At 59.0% G+C, this 19,356-nt stretch carries 20 protein-coding genes; 4 read left to right on the forward strand and 16 right to left on the reverse strand.

All coding sequences use genetic code 11. The features are described from left to right. Positions 1-31: 31 nt before the first annotated feature. Positions 32-853 carry a tetratricopeptide repeat protein gene (locus tag HY011_01675; GenBank protein ID MBI3421624.1) on the reverse strand — a complete coding sequence of 274 codons (822 nt, stop codon included), beginning with the start codon at positions 851-853 and terminating at the stop codon, positions 32-34. Between HY011_01675 and HY011_01680 the strand changes: the two genes are divergently transcribed. Next, positions 831-1,010: a hypothetical protein gene (locus HY011_01680; GenBank protein MBI3421625.1), complete on the forward strand. Its 180-nt coding sequence runs from the start codon at positions 831-833 to the stop codon at positions 1,008-1,010. The genes HY011_01675 and HY011_01680 overlap by 23 nt on opposite strands. Before the next feature lie 175 nt (positions 1,011-1,185). Here the strand turns inward: HY011_01680 and HY011_01685 are convergent, their stop codons facing one another. Beyond that, positions 1,186-1,812, reverse strand: a complete 627-nt coding sequence (locus HY011_01685; GenBank protein MBI3421626.1) for a sigma-70 family RNA polymerase sigma factor — start codon at positions 1,810-1,812, stop codon at positions 1,186-1,188. A 46-nt stretch (positions 1,813-1,858) separates the two neighbouring features. Beyond that, positions 1,859-2,701 carry a PD-(D/E)XK nuclease family transposase gene (locus HY011_01690; protein ID MBI3421627.1) on the reverse strand — a complete coding sequence of 281 codons (843 nt, stop codon included), beginning with the start codon at positions 2,699-2,701 and terminating at the stop codon, positions 1,859-1,861. Positions 2,702-2,814: 113 nt separating this feature from the next. On the opposite strand from HY011_01690, the gene HY011_01695 reads away from it, so the two are divergent. Genes HY011_01695 through HY011_01705 form a run of 3 tightly spaced genes read left to right on the forward strand, consistent with a single transcriptional unit; the run spans position 2,815 to position 6,648 of the window. Next, positions 2,815-4,527, forward strand: coding sequence for a hypothetical protein (locus tag HY011_01695; GenBank protein ID MBI3421628.1), 1,713 nt, complete (start codon positions 2,815-2,817; stop codon positions 4,525-4,527). Positions 4,528-4,571: 44 nt separating this feature from the next. Further along, positions 4,572-5,141: a hypothetical protein gene (locus HY011_01700; protein ID MBI3421629.1), complete on the forward strand. Its 570-nt coding sequence runs from the start codon at positions 4,572-4,574 to the stop codon at positions 5,139-5,141. Then, positions 5,131-6,648: a putative Ig domain-containing protein gene (locus tag HY011_01705; protein ID MBI3421630.1), complete on the forward strand. Its 1,518-nt coding sequence runs from the start codon at positions 5,131-5,133 to the stop codon at positions 6,646-6,648. The genes HY011_01700 and HY011_01705 overlap by 11 nt, the downstream gene beginning before the upstream one ends. Before the next feature lie 196 nt (positions 6,649-6,844). On the opposite strand, the gene gluQ is transcribed toward HY011_01705, so the two are convergent. From gluQ to HY011_01770, 13 genes are all read right to left on the reverse strand, one after another. Next, complete coding sequence (gene gluQ, locus HY011_01710; protein ID MBI3421631.1) at positions 6,845-7,759, reverse strand: tRNA glutamyl-Q(34) synthetase GluQRS; 915 nt, start codon at positions 7,757-7,759, stop codon at positions 6,845-6,847. Then, positions 7,756-9,183 (reverse strand): sodium:solute symporter family protein, encoded by a 1,428-nt coding sequence (locus HY011_01715; GenBank protein ID MBI3421632.1) that lies wholly within the window; start codon positions 9,181-9,183, stop codon positions 7,756-7,758. The genes gluQ and HY011_01715 overlap by 4 nt, the downstream gene beginning before the upstream one ends. Positions 9,184-9,185: 2 nt before the next feature. Further along, positions 9,186-10,196, reverse strand: coding sequence for a P1 family peptidase (locus tag HY011_01720; protein ID MBI3421633.1), 1,011 nt, complete (start codon positions 10,194-10,196; stop codon positions 9,186-9,188). Positions 10,197-10,356: 160 nt separating this feature from the next. After that, positions 10,357-11,301, reverse strand: a complete 945-nt coding sequence (locus tag HY011_01725; GenBank protein MBI3421634.1) for a carboxypeptidase regulatory-like domain-containing protein — start codon at positions 11,299-11,301, stop codon at positions 10,357-10,359. 12 nt (positions 11,302-11,313) lie between these two features. Beyond that, positions 11,314-12,198, reverse strand: a complete 885-nt coding sequence (locus tag HY011_01730; GenBank protein ID MBI3421635.1) for a hypothetical protein — start codon at positions 12,196-12,198, stop codon at positions 11,314-11,316. Beyond that, positions 12,195-12,845 carry a nucleotidyltransferase gene (locus HY011_01735; protein MBI3421636.1) on the reverse strand — a complete coding sequence of 217 codons (651 nt, stop codon included), beginning with the start codon at positions 12,843-12,845 and terminating at the stop codon, positions 12,195-12,197. Before HY011_01735 ends, HY011_01730 begins: the two co-directional genes overlap by 4 nt. Continuing rightward, positions 12,829-13,059: a hypothetical protein gene (locus HY011_01740; GenBank protein MBI3421637.1), complete on the reverse strand. Its 231-nt coding sequence runs from the start codon at positions 13,057-13,059 to the stop codon at positions 12,829-12,831. The genes HY011_01735 and HY011_01740 overlap by 17 nt, the downstream gene beginning before the upstream one ends. Positions 13,060-13,195: 136 nt before the next feature. Continuing rightward, on the reverse strand, positions 13,196-13,414 hold the full coding sequence (locus HY011_01745) for an NrdH-redoxin (protein ID MBI3421638.1): 219 nt from the start codon (positions 13,412-13,414) through the stop codon (positions 13,196-13,198). 90 nt (positions 13,415-13,504) lie between these two features. Next, on the reverse strand, positions 13,505-14,635 hold the full coding sequence (locus tag HY011_01750) for a citrate synthase (protein MBI3421639.1): 1,131 nt from the start codon (positions 14,633-14,635) through the stop codon (positions 13,505-13,507). 224 nt (positions 14,636-14,859) lie between these two features. Then, the gene (locus HY011_01755; protein MBI3421640.1) at positions 14,860-15,090 is read right to left on the reverse strand and encodes a CDGSH iron-sulfur domain-containing protein; all 231 of its coding nucleotides are present in this window, start codon (positions 15,088-15,090) and stop codon (positions 14,860-14,862) included. Between the two features lie 52 nt (positions 15,091-15,142). After that, positions 15,143-15,352, reverse strand: a complete 210-nt coding sequence (locus HY011_01760) for a hypothetical protein (protein MBI3421641.1) — start codon at positions 15,350-15,352, stop codon at positions 15,143-15,145. Between the two features lie 227 nt (positions 15,353-15,579). Further along, positions 15,580-17,187 (reverse strand): peptidase S10, encoded by a 1,608-nt coding sequence (locus HY011_01765; GenBank protein MBI3421642.1) that lies wholly within the window; start codon positions 17,185-17,187, stop codon positions 15,580-15,582. 155 nt (positions 17,188-17,342) lie between these two features. Beyond that, on the reverse strand, positions 17,343-19,295 hold the full coding sequence (locus HY011_01770; protein MBI3421643.1) for a winged helix-turn-helix domain-containing protein: 1,953 nt from the start codon (positions 19,293-19,295) through the stop codon (positions 17,343-17,345). Positions 19,296-19,356 lie beyond the last annotated feature (61 nt).

Raw genomic sequence — 19,356 nt, forward strand, 5'->3', positions numbered from 1 at the left:
GTGTTTGAACACGGATGGCGCGCTTTCGCTCTTACCCTGGCAGCCGCACGCGCGCGCGCAACGTTGCAAAGCGCGCATCCGAGTGCAAGCAGTCAAAGAGCGGATCAAGGTGCAAAAACAACAGCCAGACGCCGCGTTCCTGATACGCTTTTTCCAACCAGACAAAGGCCTGTTCACGCTCGTCCAGGGCTGTATAAACACTCGCCAGATGGAAGGGCTGCACGTGCTGTTGCGCATTGAGGCGCAGCAACTCGGCCAGCGTTTGGCGCGCCGCGTGTGTTTGCCCGGCAAGTGCTTGGGCCACGCCGAGGTTTGCCAGATAGCGCGGTCTGCCGCCTGACAATTCCAGCGCGCGGCGGAATTCGGCCAGGGCTTGCGGATAGCGGCCTTGTTGCTGGTAGGCCAGCCCTAAATAGCCGTGCGCGGGCGTGAAGTTCGCATCCATCTCAAGGGTTTTTAGCAATTGCTCAACCGCGCGTTCCGGTTGGCGTTGGTTCAGATAAACCCAACCGCCCACCGAATTGACGATCAGTGACAACGGGTCAAGCTCATGGGCACGCTTGATCTCGGCGTGAGCTTCGTCGAAACGGAGCATGCGCGTCAGGAATTCGGCGTACCATTGATGGGCCGGGGCATAGTTCGGATTCAATTGGGTGGCGCGTTTGAAATCCTGCTCGGCCCCCGGCCAATCCCAGTCGTATTCATGTTTGACCACTGCCAACGAGGCATAGGCCGCGCCCAGCGCCGGGTCCAGGGCGAGCGCGCGCAACGTCGCGGGCCAGATAAACTTCGCCCATGCCGCCGCGCCCCAGCAAAGCTTCGATTTCGAAATGGCCCAACGCTTCGCCGGCACGCAACGCTCCCGGTTGCGCCGCAGCCACAGCGGCAGCCAGTTGGCTGGGCGGCTTTTCCAGAAAGCCGCTGTCAGAGTCTTCGGCAGCTTGCAGGGCGGCGAGCATGGTTTCGACTTCGCGGCGCAATTCGTCATCCGCGCCGCAGGCTTGCGTTAAGTACGCGGCACGTTCCTCTGACGGATGATCTAACACTGACTCGAAAATTTGGCGGATTTGTTACCAGCGCTCAGGGGTCATCGTTGATTACAAATTTGATTTGAGCTTGCGGATTTGAGCTTGCAGATTTGGGCTTGGGGAAAGGGTTCGTCAATCCGCAATCCGCAATCCGCAATCAGGAGCCTTCGGTGATGCGTCGCCGCAGCCAGCTTTTGGCTGTCTGCCAGTGGCGTTTGACGGTGGCGGGCGAGAACGACAGAAACTCGGCGGTTTCTTCGATGGACAAACCGCCGAAGTAGCGCAGTTCAACCAGCCGTGCCAGCGGCGGATCGCGCGCCGCGAGTTCCGTCAGGGCTTGATCAAGCAAGATCACGTCAATGTCGGGTTCGGTATCAGTCACGGCGGCAACGTCGGCGAGCGAGACTCGCACGGCGCCTGCCCCGCGTTTGTCCGCCAAATGGCGGCGCGCGTGATCAACCAGCAAGCGGCGCATGATCTCGGCGACTGCGCCGAAAAAATGCGCGCGATTCTGCCAATTGACCTGCCGCTGATCTACCAATTGCAGATAAACTTCGTTGACCAGCGCCGTCGGTTGCAGCGTGTGATCGGCGCGTTCTCGCTTTAACCGTCCCGCTGCCAGATGCCGCAATTCGTCATAAACCACAGCCATCAATTCATCCAGCGCCGCAGCTTCGCCATGCTGCCAGGCGAGCAGAAGTTGGGTGACGTTTTGCGGAGCGTGTTCTACCAAGATGTTTTTGCCAGTGTGAGAAGAGGAGCCTGTCGAAACGGCGCGGAGCATAAGCAAGCGCGTTTGGGCAACGAAGGTTTGGCGCTGGTAGGCTGAATCACTCGCGTAAGGCTTCAATCTCTGCTTCGCTCAAGCCGGTGGCCTCGGTGATGAAACTCAGCGGCAAATTTGCTCGTAAGAGGTAGCGCGCCACTTCAAGAGCTTTTTTCGTCGCTCCCTCGATAACCGCCGTTTCCACGACGTTCCGTGAATCGCGGTAATGCTTCAAGCTGTTTTCATACGCCTGTAATTCCTCGTGGTCGAAGTTTTCCACCGCCGCCGCCGCCAGCAATTTGCCGAAGATGCGTTCCTGCAATTTGGCCGGACGCGCGGTCAGTTTGGGCAAGTGCTTGAGCACGTACAGCCATTTGTCGAAGGGCGTTTCCAACTCGTCTTCGGTCTTGGTGAACTTCGGCATCTCCAGATAGATCAGCAGCAGTTTGTCGTAAAAGACGCGATTGGTTTGGTCTTTCAACTGCACGCGATGGCAGACCTCGGTGTCGTCTTTGTTTTCGGTGAAGACGAAATCGAGGATGCCGATCAGATAGACCGGCGTCAGTTGATAGTTCCAGTCATCGCCGCGCCGCCCTTGTTCGCGGATCGGCCAAGTGGCGTAAAAGACGTTGCGGTCTTTGAAAAAAAGCTGCCTGGCCTTCTGCATTTCGACGATGAAGTGTTCGCCGCTGGGGCTGACGCAATAGATGTCGAAGACCGCGCCGCGATCCAGCCGCGTGTCGCCCAGCAGTTCGTTGCGCGCGTAGGTCAATTCCTGAATCTGATGTTGCGGCGGTAGCAGTTGGTTAAGGAAGTCAATCAAGAGGTCTTTGTTCGGCTCGCTGCCAAAGAGCCGCTTGAAGCCGAAGTCGGTGAAGGGATTGAGATATTTTTCGGTGACCGCCATAGCGGGGGCATTATCACGTCACTTAGCCGTCGTCGCCAACACCGGTCGAAAAAAATCTTTATTGCTCGTGAGCCAGTTTTCCGTCCGTTTGCGCGATGTGGGTCGAGCGGCGAATGACTCGTCGCTCTATCAACCCAAGGTTCACAAACACGACTATGAAAACTCTACCGATCACTCACCAGCGAAACCGTCAAACCCTGTTTATTTTTGCGCTGGCACTTTGCCTGTTTTCAACCGGAGCATGGTTCACCGTGTTTCGTGTACAGGCGGCCACGCTCACGGTGACCAATACCAATGACAGCAGAGCCGGGTCGCTCCGGCAGGCAGTTGCCAATGCAGCCGCCGGAGACACGATTGATTTTACCGGACTCAGCTTACCGGCCACCATCACGCTGACTTCAGGGCAGATTGAAATCACAAAAAGCCTGACCATTGCGGGGCCGGGAGCCAGACAATTGACCATCAACGGCGGCAATGCTTCGCGGATTTTTCTGATCAATGACGGGAATAACGCTGTTGGCTCGAACGTTTCCATTTCGGGGTTGAGTCTGGTGCAGGGAAACGGTGTCGGCGGCACGCAACCGGGCGGGGGCAGTCCGCAGATGCAAGGCGGGGCGCTGTTTTGCCTGGAAAACCTTACGCTCACCAATTGCACCGTCAGCGGCAATACCAGTGTCGAAAGCGGGGGCGGCGCGGTCTTTAACAACCAGGCGACCAGCACCATTCAAGGATGTACCTTTTCCGGCAATACCTGCTCGTCTAGTGGGGCGGACGGAGGTGGCTTGTTGATTGACACCGCTCATGTGACGGTGGTGAATTCCACCTTTTCCGGCAATACCGCCGGAAATTGGCGCGGCGCGGCGCGGCTCCAACAGGGAGCGTTTGCCTTGTTCCTCAATTGCACAGTGGTAAGCAACACCGCCAACGGGGGTACCGGAGGCGGCGGAGGCGGCGCTTTTTTAGCGAGCGGAGCCGGTGCGCAGTTGCTGTTGCGTAACACCATCGTGGCAGGGAACACCGCTGTCATAGCGCCATCAGCGAATGACCTGACCGTCTTTTCCCCTGCCGTGCTGACGGCCAACAACAGCGTAATTGGCGACGCCGGTTCAGCGGGCGGGCTGACCAACGGCGTCAACGGCAACATTGTGGGCGTAAATGGAAGCGGCGTCCGCGCCCTCAACACGATTATCAACACCACCCTTGCCAATAACGGCGGCCCTACCAACACCCATTTTTTGGCTGCGGGCAGCGTCGCCATTAATGCCGGGAACGACCCCACTGTTGCAGGTATTCCCTACGACCAGCGTGGTGCTGGCTTTGTTCGGCTTTTCAACGGAACGGTGGACATCGGAGCGATAGAATCCCCACTCGAATTTCCCGGCGTGGCTCCGTTGGGGCTGCCGGCTCAGGTAACCGGGAGCAACTCACTGGACTTCACTGTGCCACCGGGAATCAATCGGTTGTTAGTGGTTACGGCTTCGAACGCCACCAATCCGAACTACAGCGGAGCGAGCTTTGGCGGCGTTTCCATGCTTCACACCCGCGCCGCAGGCAATGGCGGTGGCTCTGATTCAATCTTCTTTCTGGTATTGGGAACCAGCACGTCTTCCACCAGCGGGACAATCACCGTCTCCGGGTATCTCAATACAAGCGACACGTTTCTGACTGCTCAGGCATTCCAAAACGTAGACCAAACATTGCCGATTGATGGGGGCAGAAACCAGGCGTTGCAGGGCGCCAATGTGAATTCACTCCTGCTTCTTACCACACCACCGCTGGCGACGCAGTGTTCGATATTTCGGATTGCTTTCTTTACGGCGCAGTGACTTCAACTCCTGGCAGCGAACAGCAAATCGTGCATGAGACGTCCTTGAATAACTCACTTGGCGCTATGAACCGGTTCGCGACCAGCGTCAAACCAGCTTTAGGCAGCGGCACGAGTGTCGCCTGGAGTTCCAATGCAAGCTTCATCGTGCATGTGGCGGTGAATCTAAATCACGCGATGCCGCTGGTATCTTCCATCAACACGGTGGGCGGAAATTTCGCGTGCAGCGCAGCCAATGTCAGTTGGACGGTGACCTTTGCAGATTCGGTCAGCGGCTTGAGCGCCAGCAATTTCAGTCTGGCGAACACCTTCCTGAATGGCCCAACCATCACGAATGTCAGCGGCTCGGGAACGACCTGGACGGTGACAGCGAACACCGGCACGGGCGGCGGTTCGTTGGGTTTGAACATGGTCAACAGCACTGGCGTTACGCCGACGATTCTCAATGTGCCATTCACCGGACAGGTTTACACGGTCGGCGATTGCCCGCCTCCGACACCAACACCGACACCGACACCGACACCGACACCAACGCCGACACCAACACCGATTCACCGTGCGCGCGACCAATGCCAACAACTGCGCGGGCGAACGGCAATACATAATGAACATTAGCTGCGGTACGGTCACGATCAATCCGGCGACTTTGCCAGGCGGCGTCATCGGCACTGCTTATAGCCAAACGGTTTCGACGACACCGGCGGGCGCGTACAGCTACAGCGTGAGCAGCGGCGCATTGCCGATAGGCTTGATGCTGAACGCCGCAACTGGTGCCATCACCGGCACACCGACGGCCAGCGGAACATTCAACTTCCGCCTCACGGTAACGGCAGACAATTGCAGCGGTGCGCGTGATTACACCGTCATCATTGCCTGCGCAAACGTGACCATCACCACAACCACCTTGCCTGCCAGCACGGTTGGTAATGCCTATTCGCAAATCATCGGCGTCAATCCGGCGGCCCCTGCTGGAAGCTATACCTTCGCGTTATTGATGGATAATTTGCCCAGCGGCCTGACGCTCAACGCGACGACCGGCTTGCTCAGCGGCCTGCCCAGCGTGACCGGTAGTTACAATTTCACGATCAAGGCCACGGCAGCCAATGGTTGCACCGCGACGCAAAGCTACACCCTTCAGCTCAACTGTCCGAGCGTGACGCTCTCTGCGCTGTCCACGCCGGTTTTGAATTCAACTTACAATCAAAGCGTCAGGGCGTCGCCAGCAGGTGGCAACTACAGCTTTGCGGTGACGGCGGGAGCTTTGCCTGCGGGTTTGTCGCTCAATGCGGCCAGGGGGGTGGTGAGCGGCACACCAACTTCGGCGGGCGCTTATAACTTCACCATCACGGCGACAGGCTTCGGCGCTTGCACGGGCAGCCGCGCCTACACCGGGACGATTGCTGGCAGCACCTGTCCAACCATCACAACGCCAGGGTTGCCCGGCGGTCAACCGGGACAGCTTTACAGCAATTCCGTCGCGGCTACGCCCGCTGGCACTTATAGCTACGCCGTGACGGCGGGCAGCCTGCCGCCTGGATTGACGTTGTATGCCAGTGCTGGCTTGCTCTTCGGTTATCCGGCGACGGCTGGGACTTACAACTTCACCATCACGGCGACAGATGGCAACAATTGCACGGGCACGCGGGTGTATTCCTTAACGGTCAGCACGGGTGCGTTGGCGGCGCGCACGGCGTTGGCGCAGATCGCTGACTATGACGGCGATGGCAAAAGCGATCCGGCGTTGTGGTCAGCCAAGGATGGTATGTGGCGCATCTTTGAGAGCCGCAACCAGCAAGCGGTGACGCGCGCTTGGGGGATGGCGGGCGACGTGACGCTGCTCGGTGATTACGACGGCGATGGCAAAACCGATCTGGCGGTTTTCCGGCGCGCAACGGGCACGTGGCTGGTCAAATTAAGCAGTGGGCACAGCGGCGACGGCCAATACCTGATCAAACAATGGGGCCTCGGCACGGATGTGCCCGTGCTGAATGATTATGACGGAGACGGCAAGACCGATTGCGCCGTCTGGCGCGGGGCCACAGGCACTTGGTACGTCTGGCAAAGCGCGACCAACACGTACCGCACGCAGGCCTGGGGTGCGGGGTACGACCCCACACAATGACCTGTCCGCGCCGGGCGATTATGACGGTGATGGACAGGCGGATTTAGCTATATGGCGCGCGAGTGCGCAGATGTAGTACGTGCTGCGCAGCACTGATCGAACCGCGCAGATGCAGGCGCAAGGGCAGGCCGGTGATCAGCCGGTGCAAAAGCGATAAGCGGCACAGTGCCCACGCGCTACCGTTGCCGCAACAAGTTCAAACCCAAGCGGCGGGCGCTGCTACCGCGCCCGCCGGCACGCGTTCCCAGGTGAACGTCTTGATCAAATCCGCCGCTTGGCAGGCTGTGGGTTGAGCTAAACAGCCGAGGCTCCAACCCAGCCAGCTAATGATTTCCGGCAAGCTTACGCCGCGCGCTTGCAACGCGGTCAAACTCGCGGCCCCTGCGCGTTTGCCTAGGCGTGTGCCATCCGGCGCGGTCACCAAGCCCAAATGCGCGTAGGCCGGGCGCGCGTAAGCGAGCAATTCCTGCAACCGAATTTGCGTCGCCGTCACTTCGCGCAGATCAGCGCCGCGCACGATTTCTGTCACGCCCTGTTCACCATCATCCAGCACGACGGCCAAGTGGTAAGCAAAGCAGCCATCGCGCCGATACAACACCGGATCGCCCGTCAGCGCAGCCGGATCATCGGTTTGCGCGCCCAACAACAAGTCCTTCCATTCGACCACGCCCGGCGGCAATTCCACGCGCAACGCGGTGTGGCAGAACGTGGCGACTTTGCCCGCGCGGCAACGGCCCGGATAGGGGCGTATGCCTTCGTTTGTATGCGGAGCCGAGGCCAGCGAGGCCAGGTCTTTGCGCGAACAACGGCATTGATACAACCGGCCTTGTTGCGCCAAGCGCTCCAGACTCGCGCGATACCACGCGCCGCGTGCGGATTGCCAGACAAGCGGGCCATCTGCTTCCAAACCGAGCGCCGCCAGATCGCGCAAGTGCGCCTCGGCCCATTCGCGTTGGCAACGCGCCCTGTCTACGTCCTCGATGCGCACGAGCCAGCGTCCGCCCTGTGACCCTCTTTGTGATTTGACCGAGAGCCACGACGCCAGCGCCGTGCGTAGATTGCCCAGATGCAATGCGCCGGTTGGAGACGGCGCAAACCGTCCGACTGTCATGGATTGTGGATTGGATCGGATTTGGGAGTGAAAACCATTTGCCAGAGCGTCATCACGATGGTGCCCGCGCCTGTGCCCCACAGCACTGCGGGCACGCCGTACAAACCCGCGCCGCCCGTCCCTCGTTCGAGCACGAAGGTCACGGTCACCGAGACGGCAATCGCCGCCAGCGCGGCATTCGCACGCACGCGGCGTGTGTACAGCCCGGCCAGCAAGGGCAGCAACAGTGCCGCCGACATCAGCGTATAGAAAATTTTCAGCGCATCAATCACGCTGGGCAATAACATGCCCAGCACCGCGCCTAATGCGCCGCACACCAGCGCAGTCCCGCGCACCATACGCAGCATCTGCCGGTCATCCGCCGCCGGATTGATGAAAGTCTTATACAGGTCTTTGGTTAACGAAGTGCTCAGCATAAACAGCACCGCATCCGCCGAACTGACTTCGGCGGAAAAGATCGCGCCCAGTAACAGGCCGCCCAGCCAGAGCGGCAACGCCTGCACGAGCAGCGTCGGCAAGGCCAATTCGCGATTGGCCAAAGCGGGGAAGTGCGTGCGTGCGATCATCCCTAACAACGCGGGCACGATGGCGAAGGCCAACAGGCCTAGTGCATTCAACGCGACACCGCGCCGCACCGCGCGTTCATCGCGTGCGCCAAAAACCTTTTGCAACAGCCCCGGCGAAATCACGAACGAAGGCGCGAGCAACGCCAAATACCGCAATACGCCTGCCGCGCCAATGCCGGTCAGACTGAGATAAGCTTTGGAATCTTTGACGGCATCGCCCAGGTCGAGGGACATCTGTAACGCGTAAAAGCCGCCGCTCTGCCGCAGCAGAAACCACAGCGCCAAGACGAAGCCGAGCAGCTTGACGAACAATTGCAAGGCGTTCACTTTGGCCGTGCCCAGCAACCCGCCCGCCGTGAAATAGAGCGTCGCCACGCCCGCGCCGATCACACAACCCACCGGTTTGCTGACGCCCGCCACGACATTCAGTATCCACGCCACCGCGATCAATTGCCCCGCCAGAATCGCCAGCGAGCCAACCCACAACAGCAACGCCACGACACCGCGCACGCGCCGGTCATAGCGGAATTCCAGGTAATCACCGACCGTGAACAAGTTTTGATCGCGCGCCACCCGCCAGATGCGCGGCCCCACGGTAAAGGCCAGGATCATTGAGCCGATGCCCGCCGAGCCAACCCACCACCACGCCGACATTCCATCGCGATAGCCCAACCCCGTCGCGCCCACCGTCGAACCCGCGCCGATATTGGCCGCGAGCAAGGTGGCGAAGACCAGCCCCGCACTCAATTCGCGTCCGGCCACGAAGAAATCACTGGATTGGTGAACGCGGCGCGAGGCGTATGCGCCGATGAAGATCATGGCGAGGGCGTAGGCGATGAGAATGAGTAGGTAGGTCATACTTACTTTTGCATTTGCTCAGCGTTTGGCAATCCGGGCAATGCTTGCGCAGCTTTGACAGCTCGCACTACCGCCTGCGCCAGCACATCTGCTGCCAACGCGCCAATCAACGTCACATTACCGGTGCGATTCGACTTGCCCGTTGCCAGCGCAAAGAGCGTGTCGCCATCGGACATGGTGTGCACCGGATTGATCGTGCGCGCCAGGCCGTCGTGCGCCATCTGGGCGACTTTGCTGCATTGGGCTTTATCGAGTTTGGCATCCGTGGCGACGACGCCGATGGTGGTCGCCGTGCCGCCCAGACTTGGCGGCAACGCTTCGCCGCGCAGGATCGCCTTCATCGTGCCCATGATCGCTTTGCCATCGGCGGTGCGCGCACCAGCCAGGATTTTGCCGGTCGCCGGGTCAAGCACATCACCGACGGCGTTGACGGCAACAATTGCGCCGACGGTCAGGGTCGCGCCCGTCTTCTGATCCTTCAACTGAATCGAGGCCGTGCCCAGGCCGCCTTTCATCGCACGTGCAGCGCCGAAAAGCTTACCAACTGTCGCGCCCGCGCCCGCGCCGACATTGCCTTCGGCGGGCGCGTTGGTGGTTGCGGCCTCACAAGCCTTGTAGCCAGCGGCGGCATCGGGGCGGATTTTGGCATCGCCGACACCGAGGTCATACAGGATCGCGGCGGGCACGATGGGGACTTTGGCCGGGCCGGTGGGGAAACCGAAGTTGTGTTCTTCCAACCAGCGCACGACGCCGGTGGCGGCTTCGAGGCCAAAGGCCGAGCCACCCGCGAGCATGATGGCGTGGACTTGCTGCACCAGGTTGCGTGGATCGAGCAGATCGGTCTCGCGCGTGCCGGGCGCGGCGCCGCGCACGTCTACGCCAGCGGTCGCGCCTTCTTCGGTGAGGATGACGGTGACGCCGGTGGGGCGACGCGCGTCGGTGAATTGGCCGACCTTGAGGCCCGCGACATCGGTGATGGCGGAACGGTTCCCAAGAGCGGATGAAGCTTGCATTGCGAGTTCGGAAAGCATGGTGCTGGGCAGCATGGTGATCGAAGCGGCGGCCAGCGTACCGCGCAGGATGTCGCGGCGCGTTGGTTGCGTGGCCGACGAATCTCCAATTTCAAATTTGAGATTTGAGACTCCGGCTCTGGTGAGTTGATCGTTCATCGGTCTAACGTAGCGTTACGTTGACGTTGAATACCGGCTGCTGTGCCGTCAGTTCCAACGTCTGTTGTTGCGGCGCGTGTTGCGCGTGCGTGACCAGCAAGAGTTTGCGTGACGGTCGCACGTGCTCGAAACGAAACGTGCCATCAGCCTGACTGACCGTGAATTGATGGCGCTGCTGCAAAACTTCAAAGGGCAGGAAGCGTTGCAATGCGGGCCGTTCGTCAGCGTCGCTCAATTCCACTTGGGCATTGGCGAGGGCGTTGCCGGTCTGATCGCGCGCTTCGCCCGTGAGCGTGACGCCTTTGCTCAGCCGCAGTGTGACGGTCGGCGCGGCAGGGTGGAATTGCAATGGCGCGGAAACTTCGCTCAGAAATTCAGGATGAATGGCTTCGATGATGAATTCGCGGTTGGGGTGGACTTCGACCTCAAAGCGGCCTTGCGCATCGGTGCGCGCGTCGCCGGTTTCCCATTGATAGCTGTTGGCGAAAGCTTGTTTGCCCGCGTCAGCAGCGGCGTAATGCGTTTTGACGTGCACATCCGCCAGCGGCTGCTGGTGTTCGTCGCTGATGAAGCCGCGCACGATTTTGCTTTTGAGCAGTTGGAATTCGAGCGTTTGTGTTTCCTGTTCACCGAGCGTCAACGCCGCGTGTTCGACCGCATAACCGTCGTGTTTGGTCGAAAGATCAACTGCGCCGCTAAGCAAGTCGGCCAGCATGAATTGGCCCGCTTCGTCGGCACGGGCGTGTTTGAAAATAACGCCCTGGCGGGTGCGGATCGCAATGCCGAGTTCGGCGGCGAGCGGCGCGCCGGTGTCGCGATCTACGATGCGACCCATCAGCTGCGCGGTTTCGGCCTGGCGCGCGGTCAGCGAGACCAGCGGCAGCAACAACGCCAGGGCGCAAAGCAGGGCGGCGAGCGTGAATTTGAGTTTGGGGGATAGCATGGTCATCAATGATTGGCCCTAGTTGGTGAAGGTTCCTAACACACGTCCCAGGCGAATCGTAGCGTCAATGCGTTTGGCCGGAACGTGGCGGTCAGTGGCGCGGCTTTGGATGTATTGCGGATTTTCATAAAGCGTGGGCCACTGATAATCGGGACTCCAAAAATCGGTCACATCGTCGTGCCAGCCGTCCAGATTGCGGTCGCCGGTTTGAAAGCAGGCATTCGGCGTGCAGCGCAACACCGTCGTCAAATCGGGGAAGAGCATCGTTTGAATCCAGTCGTCCGGGTCAGGCGAATCGAGTTCGTAAAGCGTCATGAAGTTGTTTTGCAACGTGACTATTTTGCCATTCAGATCGGCGCAGCCGCCTTTATCAAAGATGCCGTCGCCATCGCTATCAACACGGGGGGTGACCGTGAAAGTCAGCGTCGCCTCGCCATAACCGTTCCAGCCGCAGGGCGAAAATTGGTCTACGTTATAGGCTTGGCCGAAGGGTGGGACGGTATCATTCCAGGTGTAAGCATCGGTCAGCGGATACCAGTTGGTCGGATAGGGGTAATAGGCGACGCGGTTGGGGAAGTTGAGATAGTCAGGGCCGCGATACCGGCTGTTGATCGAACAGCTATTCCATTCGACTTTGGTTTGCGCGCAGGGCTGATGCCAGCCTTTGAATTGATCGGCATCCAGGCGCTTGCCGACGTTGGAATTGACGCCCCAATTGCCCCAGGGCACCGAATGAAACCCCACGTCGCACTCTTCGGCGGTTTGATAGGCGTAGCGGTTGTGATTGACGGGTTCGAGGCGGACGACGCAGCGAGGTTGGGCGAAGGCCGGATGCCCCAACAGCAGCATGGGTAACGCCAGCCAGTGCGCGAGGATAAGCGGTTTATACGGCGAAATGTTCATTTCTTGGTCTGCGATTTTTTCCGGGTCACCTTTTCCCCAGGCAGTTTTTTGCCAGGTGTTCGAGTACGTTGCAGCAAGCGTTCTAAGTCGTCCATCATTTCAGGCAGTTCTAGTGTTTCCGCAAATTGCTTGACCCAATACCTGACACGCTCACGGTCAAGGTTGGGATGCACCTCCAGAATTGCTGCAATGTCAGTGATGTCTTTTGTACGCTGGGCGGTCGCTTTCATGATGACGAGGTCTTCCGGGGTCGGGAAAACAAGCCGCACCGATTCAATCTCGACGTGGGTGGATCGCTCAATCATCTCTTGTTCAAACGGTATCGCCGCTAGCGAAATATCCACCTTGATGGTGGCGTCAGGGGTTTGATGTTGTAGCAGGAGCACCCGCCGCTGTTGAGCGAATTCGAGCGTGCCAGGAAAGCGCGGGGTAAATCCATGAGCGCGGCCGGATTCGAGAAAGGTCTTCAAATCCCGCTCCGCCAGCCAGACCGTGACATGAATGTCTTCAGTCAGCCGTGGCTGCGCGACGAAGGAGACTGCGATGCCGCCGATGATGGTGTAACTGACTTGCGTCTCTTCAAACCAGCGGGACAGCGCCGCCAACGGGGCAAGCATCAATGAAACGGCGTCAGGCTTTTTGCGCATAGGCTTCTTGTAACCGCCGCCAGCGCGCCTGTGCCTCTTCCTCGCCCTGGCGCAGTTTCTCTTCCCAACCCATTGCCCGCCCGAATTGGAAAAGCGTGGCGAGTTGCCGCAGCTTGACCGCTGGCGGCGTCTGGCGAATCTCTTCATTGATAAATTCGTTGACCAGCCGCCAGCGTTCCTTAAAGGCCAGCGCTTCTTCTTTCGTCATTAACATCTGTTTGCCTCCTTGCAGCGCGAGTTTTAGGGCAAGTATCTGCAAAAAGCAAAAGAGCGAATGAAGAGCAGCTTCATTCGCCCTGGCTTTCAAGTTGTTTGAGCGGCCCGGCAAACTGCCGAACCTAGTACACCGTTCAGCCCCGGCCTTCCCAGCCGCTTTGTTTATAAACGCCATGCTCGACGATGACGGGCACGACCGGGTCGCCGCCCGTATAGCCGAACATCTCCTGGCGGTAGGCCAGATTGTCCTGCGCATTGCGTTCGTCAAAGGCGATGCCTTGCGCGTTGTACCACGCTTTGGCTTTCGCGCAGTAAGGGCAATCGGGCTTCGTGTAAATGACTACGTTGCTCATAGCTTATATTCAGTGGTCAGTGGTCAGTGGTCAGTGGTCAGTGGTCAGTGATCGCAGCCAAACTGACCACTAGCCGCTGACCGCCGACTGCTACCTCTTCTCCATCGGCACAAACTCCAGATTCAACTCGCCCAGATATTCCGAACGCGGGCGAATTAGTTTGTTGTTGGCGTACTGTTCCAGAATGTGCGCCGTCCAGCCGGACATGCGGCTGATCGCGAAAATCGGCGTATAAAGATCAAGCGCGATGCCGAGTTGGTAGTAGGTCGAGGCCGAATAGAAATCCACGTTCGGATTGAGGCCCTTTTCGGCTTTGACGATCTCTTCGATGCGGCGCGACATGTCGAACCACTTGGTATTGCCCTGGCGCTTGCCGATTTCCTGGGACATGCGGCGCAAGTGCGTGGCGCGCGGGTCTTCGGTGCGGTAAACCGCGTGGCCGAAGCCCATGACTTTCTCTTTGTTGGCGAGCTTGGTGCGAATCCAATTTTCCGCGCCTTCGATAGTGTTGACGTCCAGCAGCATGCGCATGACCTGTTCGTTGGCGCCGCCGTGCAACGGGCCCGCGAGCGCGCCCATGCCCGCCGTGACCGCCGCATAAACATCGGCCAGCGTGGCCGCCGTGACGCGCGCGGCAAAGGTCGAGGCGTTGAATTCGTGATCGGCGTGCAGCGTCAAGGCGATGTCAAACGCGCGCTCTTCGATGTCGTCCGGCTCTTTGCCGGTGAGCATGTAAAGGAAGTTGGCGGCGAACGAAAGGTCGTTGCGCGGCGCGATGGGCTGCCGTCCGTTACGGATATTGTCGAAGGCGGCGACCAGCGTCGGCGTTTGCGCCATCAGGCGCATGGCTTTGCGCTGATTGGCCTCCATCGTCGAATTGCCAGTGTCCGGGTCGTAAAACGCCAGCGCGGACAAGGCGGTGCGCATGGCGGCCATCGGCACGGCGTCTTTGGGAAAGGCCATCATCAAGCCCAACACCTGAGCCGGCGCGGCGGCGTTGGCCTGGAGTTGCGCCTTGGTTTCAGCGAGTTCGGCCTGGTTGGGCAATTTGCCATGCCAGAGCAGGTGAATGACTTCTTCAAAGCTGCAATGGGTGGCGAGATCGTGGATGTTGTAGCCGCGATAAGAAAGATAGCCTTCGTTACCGTCAATATAACAAATGCTGCTCGGTGCGGCAGGCACGTCGCGTAAACCTGCGCCGGCGGTTGCTGGTTGACTCATAGATTTATTCGTCCTGAATTCAAAATTTCGTTTTTGTGCAAGCTTTTCGTGCAATTTGGCGGACGCCAGATTGCGAAGAACCAGATTGTGAGCGCCAGATCGAGAGCGGTTAAAACGATGACAATGCAAAGATAACAACGCCAGCAAAGACTGTCAAAATAACTGTAGGAAAGAGCCTCATGCAGTGAAGGGAGAAGCCTTTGGCCTCTCCCTTCATCCTCACACTATGCTTTCGGTTTTGGCGGCGCCAGCGTGGTGGCAATAACGACCGAATCGAATCCACATTTGGCGTGTGAGCCGTCGCAGAACGGCTTATTGCTGCTCTGGCCGCAACGGCACAGGCCGACAACGCTACGACCCGCGAGATCGTATTTGTTGCCGTCGCCGTCGTACAGTTCAATCTCGCCTTCCACCCGCAGCGAGCCATTTTTATTCACCGTAATTTTGACTGACATGCATTCTCCGGTTGAGAGCGGTTGGGCAGGCGCGCCGCCTGCGATCCGGCAATTACTTGCCCTTCTTGGAAGCCTTAATCGGGTTCAAGGCGCGTGGCGCGCGCTCTTTCGCCAATTGGTCGGCGTAGGCTTTGCAATCATGGTTGTCAGATTTGTCTTTCATCCAGGCGCTCACATCAATCGAATGAAAGAGCGAAGCAAAAACCGGAAATTCGTGGTTGCATTTTGGGCAATGAATCAAATAGCGCTTTACAGTTGCCATAATAATTACTCCTTAACTTACTGGGTTCTTTTTCGTGATTGTCTTGATGGGATGACCTGCCCGAATCGTGCTGATGAGCCACTGTCAGCTACCACCGACCCTGAGCAAAGGCGAAAGTATACACGACGACCCCTTGTCGGGCTAATCCACCGAAAAAATTTTCTTTCTGAGGCAGTCCGTCGAGATGGGTAGGCTGCCTCAGCATCTGGTTTGCGCTTAAGGCCAGCTTACGGTTTCGCCGCGAAACTGGTTGCGCGCTCAATAAATTCCGCAATGTTATTGTGCAGTGCGGTGCGGTCCTCGTCGCGCAGATACATCATATGCCCGGAGTTGTAGTAATTCAGTTTGACGTTTTTCTGCAACTCGGCGGGCAAGCCCAGATGCAGCATCGTGAACTCGGTCGCAAAGAACGGCGTCGCCATGTCGTAATAGCCGTTCTCGACCTGCACCAGCAATTTGGGATTGGTAATCATCGCTTGCGTCAGGTCGCGCTGCGAGTTGGGCGCGCTGGGAAAGCCGCCGCCACCGCCGCCACCGCGACCGCCACCGCCGGTACGTGTCCAATTCCACGCGCCGCCACCGCTGCTGTTGTTGTATTGCTTGTCTTTGCCGAATTTCAATTCATCGTGGTTGTACATATTGACGAGTGCCGTATATGCGCCGCCGACTGCTGGGCCTTCTGGGTCGCCTTGCGCGGTCGCGGACAGCAAATCCGCAGTGTATCCCGTAAAGCGCGCGTCAATGCGGCCGCTGGTCAATCCGCGACTGCGCAACAACTCGACATTGAATTGGCCGAGCGTGGGGCGCAAATTCGCTTTCAGCAAATAATCTTCGCCCAGCCCGGTGAAGTAGGCGAGCTTCTTCGCGACAGCGGCCTTTTGCGCGGCCGTCAATGCGCTGCCCTTGAAAAGTGCGTCGGCATATTCGGTTTGGGCGTACTTGCGCGCTTCTTCGATGAATTCAGCCTGATTGGCCGGACGAGTCTTGAGCGCCTTGTGGTACCACGCGACGGCGGCGTAACTCGGCAAGTAAAAGATGTAAGGCCGATCATCGCCCGCCGCAAACGTGATCGTCGCCAGATCAAGCACCGAAGAGATCAGGCAAATGCCGTTGAGGTGCATGTTGTAACGGCTTTGCAGCAGATTGCCCAGCACGGCCGAACGGAACGTGCCGTAGCTTTCGCCGATCAGGAACTTCGGCGAATTCCAGCGGTCGTTACGGCTGATGTATGTGTTGATAAAATGACCAAAGGCGGCGGCGTCTTCGTCCACACCGTAAAAATCGCGCTCCGTCCCTTTGCCCGCCGCGCGGCTGTAGCCCGTCCCCATCGCATCAATAAAGACGAGGTCGGTTTTGTCCAACAGGCTTTCGGTATTGTCTATGAGCCGGTACGGCGCGGGCGGCGTGAATTCGCCATTCACCGTCCAGGCGCGGCGCGGCCCAAAGGCGCCCATGTGCAACCACATCGTCGCGGAGCCAGGCCCGCCGTTATACAGAAACGCGACGGGCCGCGTGCTGGGGTCTTTTACATCGCTGCGCGTGTACGCGACAGAGTAAAGCAGCCCTGTTGGCTCGCCCGCATCATTCTTGAGCAGCGTCGTCCCGGCGCTGGCCTTGTAAGGAATCGTTTGTCCACCGATTTGAATCGTATGTTCGGTGACGGACCATTCTTCGCGCGGCGTTTCAGTGGGTGTGGGCCGCGCTTCTTGTGCACGGCCTTCAGGCGCTTGGGCTTGTTGGCGGCCCGGCGGTTGTGCGTAGGCGGTTAGCACCAGCAGGCTCATTCCGCAGGTGCGCAACAGTATTGCGGCCAGACGTTGTATAGACTTCGGCATCTTCTCGTCCTCCAAAAGAGTGGGCAGATTGTTAGGCAATTCGTTGGATGTAACTACGGCGCTCGGCACGAGGGCAGACGCCTTAGCCCGAGCAGCTTGCTAACGGTGGGCGCATTCTATGTGTCTCGTGCTGGCAACGCAATTCGCCAGGCGTCTTACGACAGCCCGACACGCCGTAACAGGTCGGCAAAACGCGGATCGCGGCGCAACGGTTTCAAGCGCGGATCAACTTTTAGCCAAGCCATCTGATCCACGCGTTCCTGGTATCCCTTTTCCAGCCAGGCAAACGCCTGATCCAGATCGCCCAGCGCGCCATAGGCGAGCGCGGCGTCATACGGATAAATGTAACCGCCTTTGGCCGTCGCGATGGTTTGTTTGAGTGTGCGTTCAGCGGTGGTGTGGTCGCCCGCGCTGGCGTAGGTATAAGCGAGCATTAACCCCATATCCATCGCCAAGCCTGCGTCGTTTTGCCGCACGCGTTCGAACAAGGCGATGGCTTTGGCGTATTCGCCCTTCGCCGCATAACAAACCGCTAGGTTCATCTGAATCTGTGGGAGATTCGGCTCAATGGCGAGCATGCGTGTATTCCCGGCGATGGCGGCGGCGTAATCGCCTTTGAGAAAATACGGGAAGGTGTATTCCGGGGCGGTCAGGGGCGAAACCGGGTCGAGCGCGGCGGCGCGTTGCAGCACGGCGATGGATTCATCAAAGCGCCCCATCAACGCCAGATATTTGCCATACCACATCTGCCCATCGGGCAAGCCGGGATTGAGCGCGACGGCGCGTTTCAATTCCTGTTCGGCGGCGGCGAATTGCCAGTCGTACATGAAATGCACGACACCCAGCGCGGTGTGTGCCTCGGCGAGTTCGTTGTCCAACGCGATGGCCTGTTGCGCCGCCGCTTTGGCTTTTGCCATGGCTTCGCCCATGTTCGTGACCGAACTCGATGACCAGTAATAGGCTTCAGCCAACGCCGCATAGGCCAGCGCAAATTTCGGATCGGCCTGGAGCGCCTGCTGAAACGAAGCGAGCGCCTTTGCATACCCTTCGGTGCCGGCGCGATTGCGGTAGTAACGCCCTTTGGCATAAGCCTCCCACGCGGCCTGATTGCTGCTGTAAGGCCGCGCGATGCGCTCGCGTTCATTACCGCTCAGCTTCAACGCCAGCGCCTCGGTGACTTTGGCCGAGATCGTGTCTTGCAGTGTGAAGACATCGTTGCATTGTTGATCGCATTGATAGGCCCAAAGCGATTGGCCGTCGGCCACACGCACCAGCCGCACGGTCACGCGCACGCGGTCGCCGATTTGCTGAATGCTGCCATCCAGCACCGCGTCCACTTGCAAGTCGCGCCCGGCCTGCAACGGATCATTGCCTGCAAATTTCAAGACGGAAGTCGTCGGGCGCACGGCCAGCGCACTGACATTGCTCAGCCGCGTAATCAGCACATCGGCGAGGCCTGTGCCCAGGTAGTCTTCTTTGGCGGGCGCGGTGAGCGATTTGAAGGGCAGCACGGCGAGCGAATGGATGATGGATGGCGGATTTGCAATTTGAGATTTGAGATTTGAGATTCGCTTGGCCTGCCACCAGTAAGCCGCACCCGCCAACAGTAGAACGCAGGCTGTTGCTACCACGATTGTCGCCTGCCTGGCGTGGGGCGGTGGCGCTTCAACAAGCGCGCGTTCGCGCGGCTCCCACTCGCCCAATCGCCCGCTCTCCCCGTCTTCTTCCTCCTCGACCACCACCCGCAGCTTCGCTTCTTGCACGACCAGTTCGGTGACTTCTTCCGCCGCCTCGCGCACTTCGGCCACAAAGCGGTAGCCGCGTCCGGGCACGGTGACGATGAACTGATGTTCGTCTTTGCTCTCGCCGAGCGTCTTGCGCAGGACGGAGATGTTCCGCGTCAGGCCGCTCTCTTCGACAATCGTGTCGCCCCAGACCGCCGTCATCAATTCGTCTTTTTCGAGCACGCGCGCGCGTTGCTCGACCAGCACGAGCAGCGTGTCGAAGGCCTTCGGCGTCAGCGGCAAGACCTCGCCGTCGCGCAGCAGAAGGCGCTTGCGGCCGTCAATCCGAAACTTGCCGAACTCGTAAAAGCTGTTGGCTGGCATAGACATATCCCGCTGTAAGAAATCCGCAGAATTTGTAAGGGCGTTTGTCAGGACTTGTCAG

It is taken from the genome of Acidobacteriota bacterium (genome assembly GCA_016196035.1).
Classification (GTDB): Bacteria; Acidobacteriota; Blastocatellia; order RBC074; family RBC074; genus JACPYM01.

What these genes read in the sequence shown, in the direction of transcription:
- HY011_01680 (MBI3421625.1), top strand. Translation starts at nt 831, where the DNA reads ATGGCCCAACGCTTCGCCGGCACGCAACGCTCCCGGTTGCGCCGCAGC.
- HY011_01685 (MBI3421626.1), bottom strand. Translation starts at nt 1,812, where the DNA reads ATGCTCCGCGCCGTTTCGACAGGCTCCTCTTCTCACACTGGCAAAAAC.
- HY011_01690 (MBI3421627.1), bottom strand. Translation starts at nt 2,701, where the DNA reads ATGGCGGTCACCGAAAAATATCTCAATCCCTTCACCGACTTCGGCTTC.
- HY011_01695 (MBI3421628.1), top strand. Translation starts at nt 2,815, where the DNA reads ATGACTCGTCGCTCTATCAACCCAAGGTTCACAAACACGACTATGAAA.
- HY011_01705 (MBI3421630.1), top strand. Translation starts at nt 5,131, where the DNA reads ATGAACATTAGCTGCGGTACGGTCACGATCAATCCGGCGACTTTGCCA.
- gluQ (MBI3421631.1), bottom strand. Translation starts at nt 7,759, where the DNA reads ATGACAGTCGGACGGTTTGCGCCGTCTCCAACCGGCGCATTGCATCTG.
- HY011_01715 (MBI3421632.1), bottom strand. Translation starts at nt 9,183, where the DNA reads ATGACCTACCTACTCATTCTCATCGCCTACGCCCTCGCCATGATCTTC.
- HY011_01720 (MBI3421633.1), bottom strand. Translation starts at nt 10,196, where the DNA reads ATGCAAGCTTCATCCGCTCTTGGGAACCGTTCCGCCATCACCGATGTC.
- HY011_01725 (MBI3421634.1), bottom strand. Translation starts at nt 11,301, where the DNA reads ATGACCATGCTATCCCCCAAACTCAAATTCACGCTCGCCGCCCTGCTT.
- HY011_01730 (MBI3421635.1), bottom strand. Translation starts at nt 12,198, where the DNA reads ATGAACATTTCGCCGTATAAACCGCTTATCCTCGCGCACTGGCTGGCG.
- HY011_01735 (MBI3421636.1), bottom strand. Translation starts at nt 12,845, where the DNA reads ATGCGCAAAAAGCCTGACGCCGTTTCATTGATGCTTGCCCCGTTGGCG.
- HY011_01740 (MBI3421637.1), bottom strand. Translation starts at nt 13,059, where the DNA reads ATGTTAATGACGAAAGAAGAAGCGCTGGCCTTTAAGGAACGCTGGCGG.
- HY011_01745 (MBI3421638.1), bottom strand. Translation starts at nt 13,414, where the DNA reads ATGAGCAACGTAGTCATTTACACGAAGCCCGATTGCCCTTACTGCGCG.
- HY011_01750 (MBI3421639.1), bottom strand. Translation starts at nt 14,635, where the DNA reads ATGAGTCAACCAGCAACCGCCGGCGCAGGTTTACGCGACGTGCCTGCC.
- HY011_01755 (MBI3421640.1), bottom strand. Translation starts at nt 15,090, where the DNA reads ATGTCAGTCAAAATTACGGTGAATAAAAATGGCTCGCTGCGGGTGGAA.
- HY011_01760 (MBI3421641.1), bottom strand. Translation starts at nt 15,352, where the DNA reads ATGGCAACTGTAAAGCGCTATTTGATTCATTGCCCAAAATGCAACCAC.
- HY011_01765 (MBI3421642.1), bottom strand. Translation starts at nt 17,187, where the DNA reads ATGCCGAAGTCTATACAACGTCTGGCCGCAATACTGTTGCGCACCTGC.
- HY011_01770 (MBI3421643.1), bottom strand. Translation starts at nt 19,295, where the DNA reads ATGCCAGCCAACAGCTTTTACGAGTTCGGCAAGTTTCGGATTGACGGC.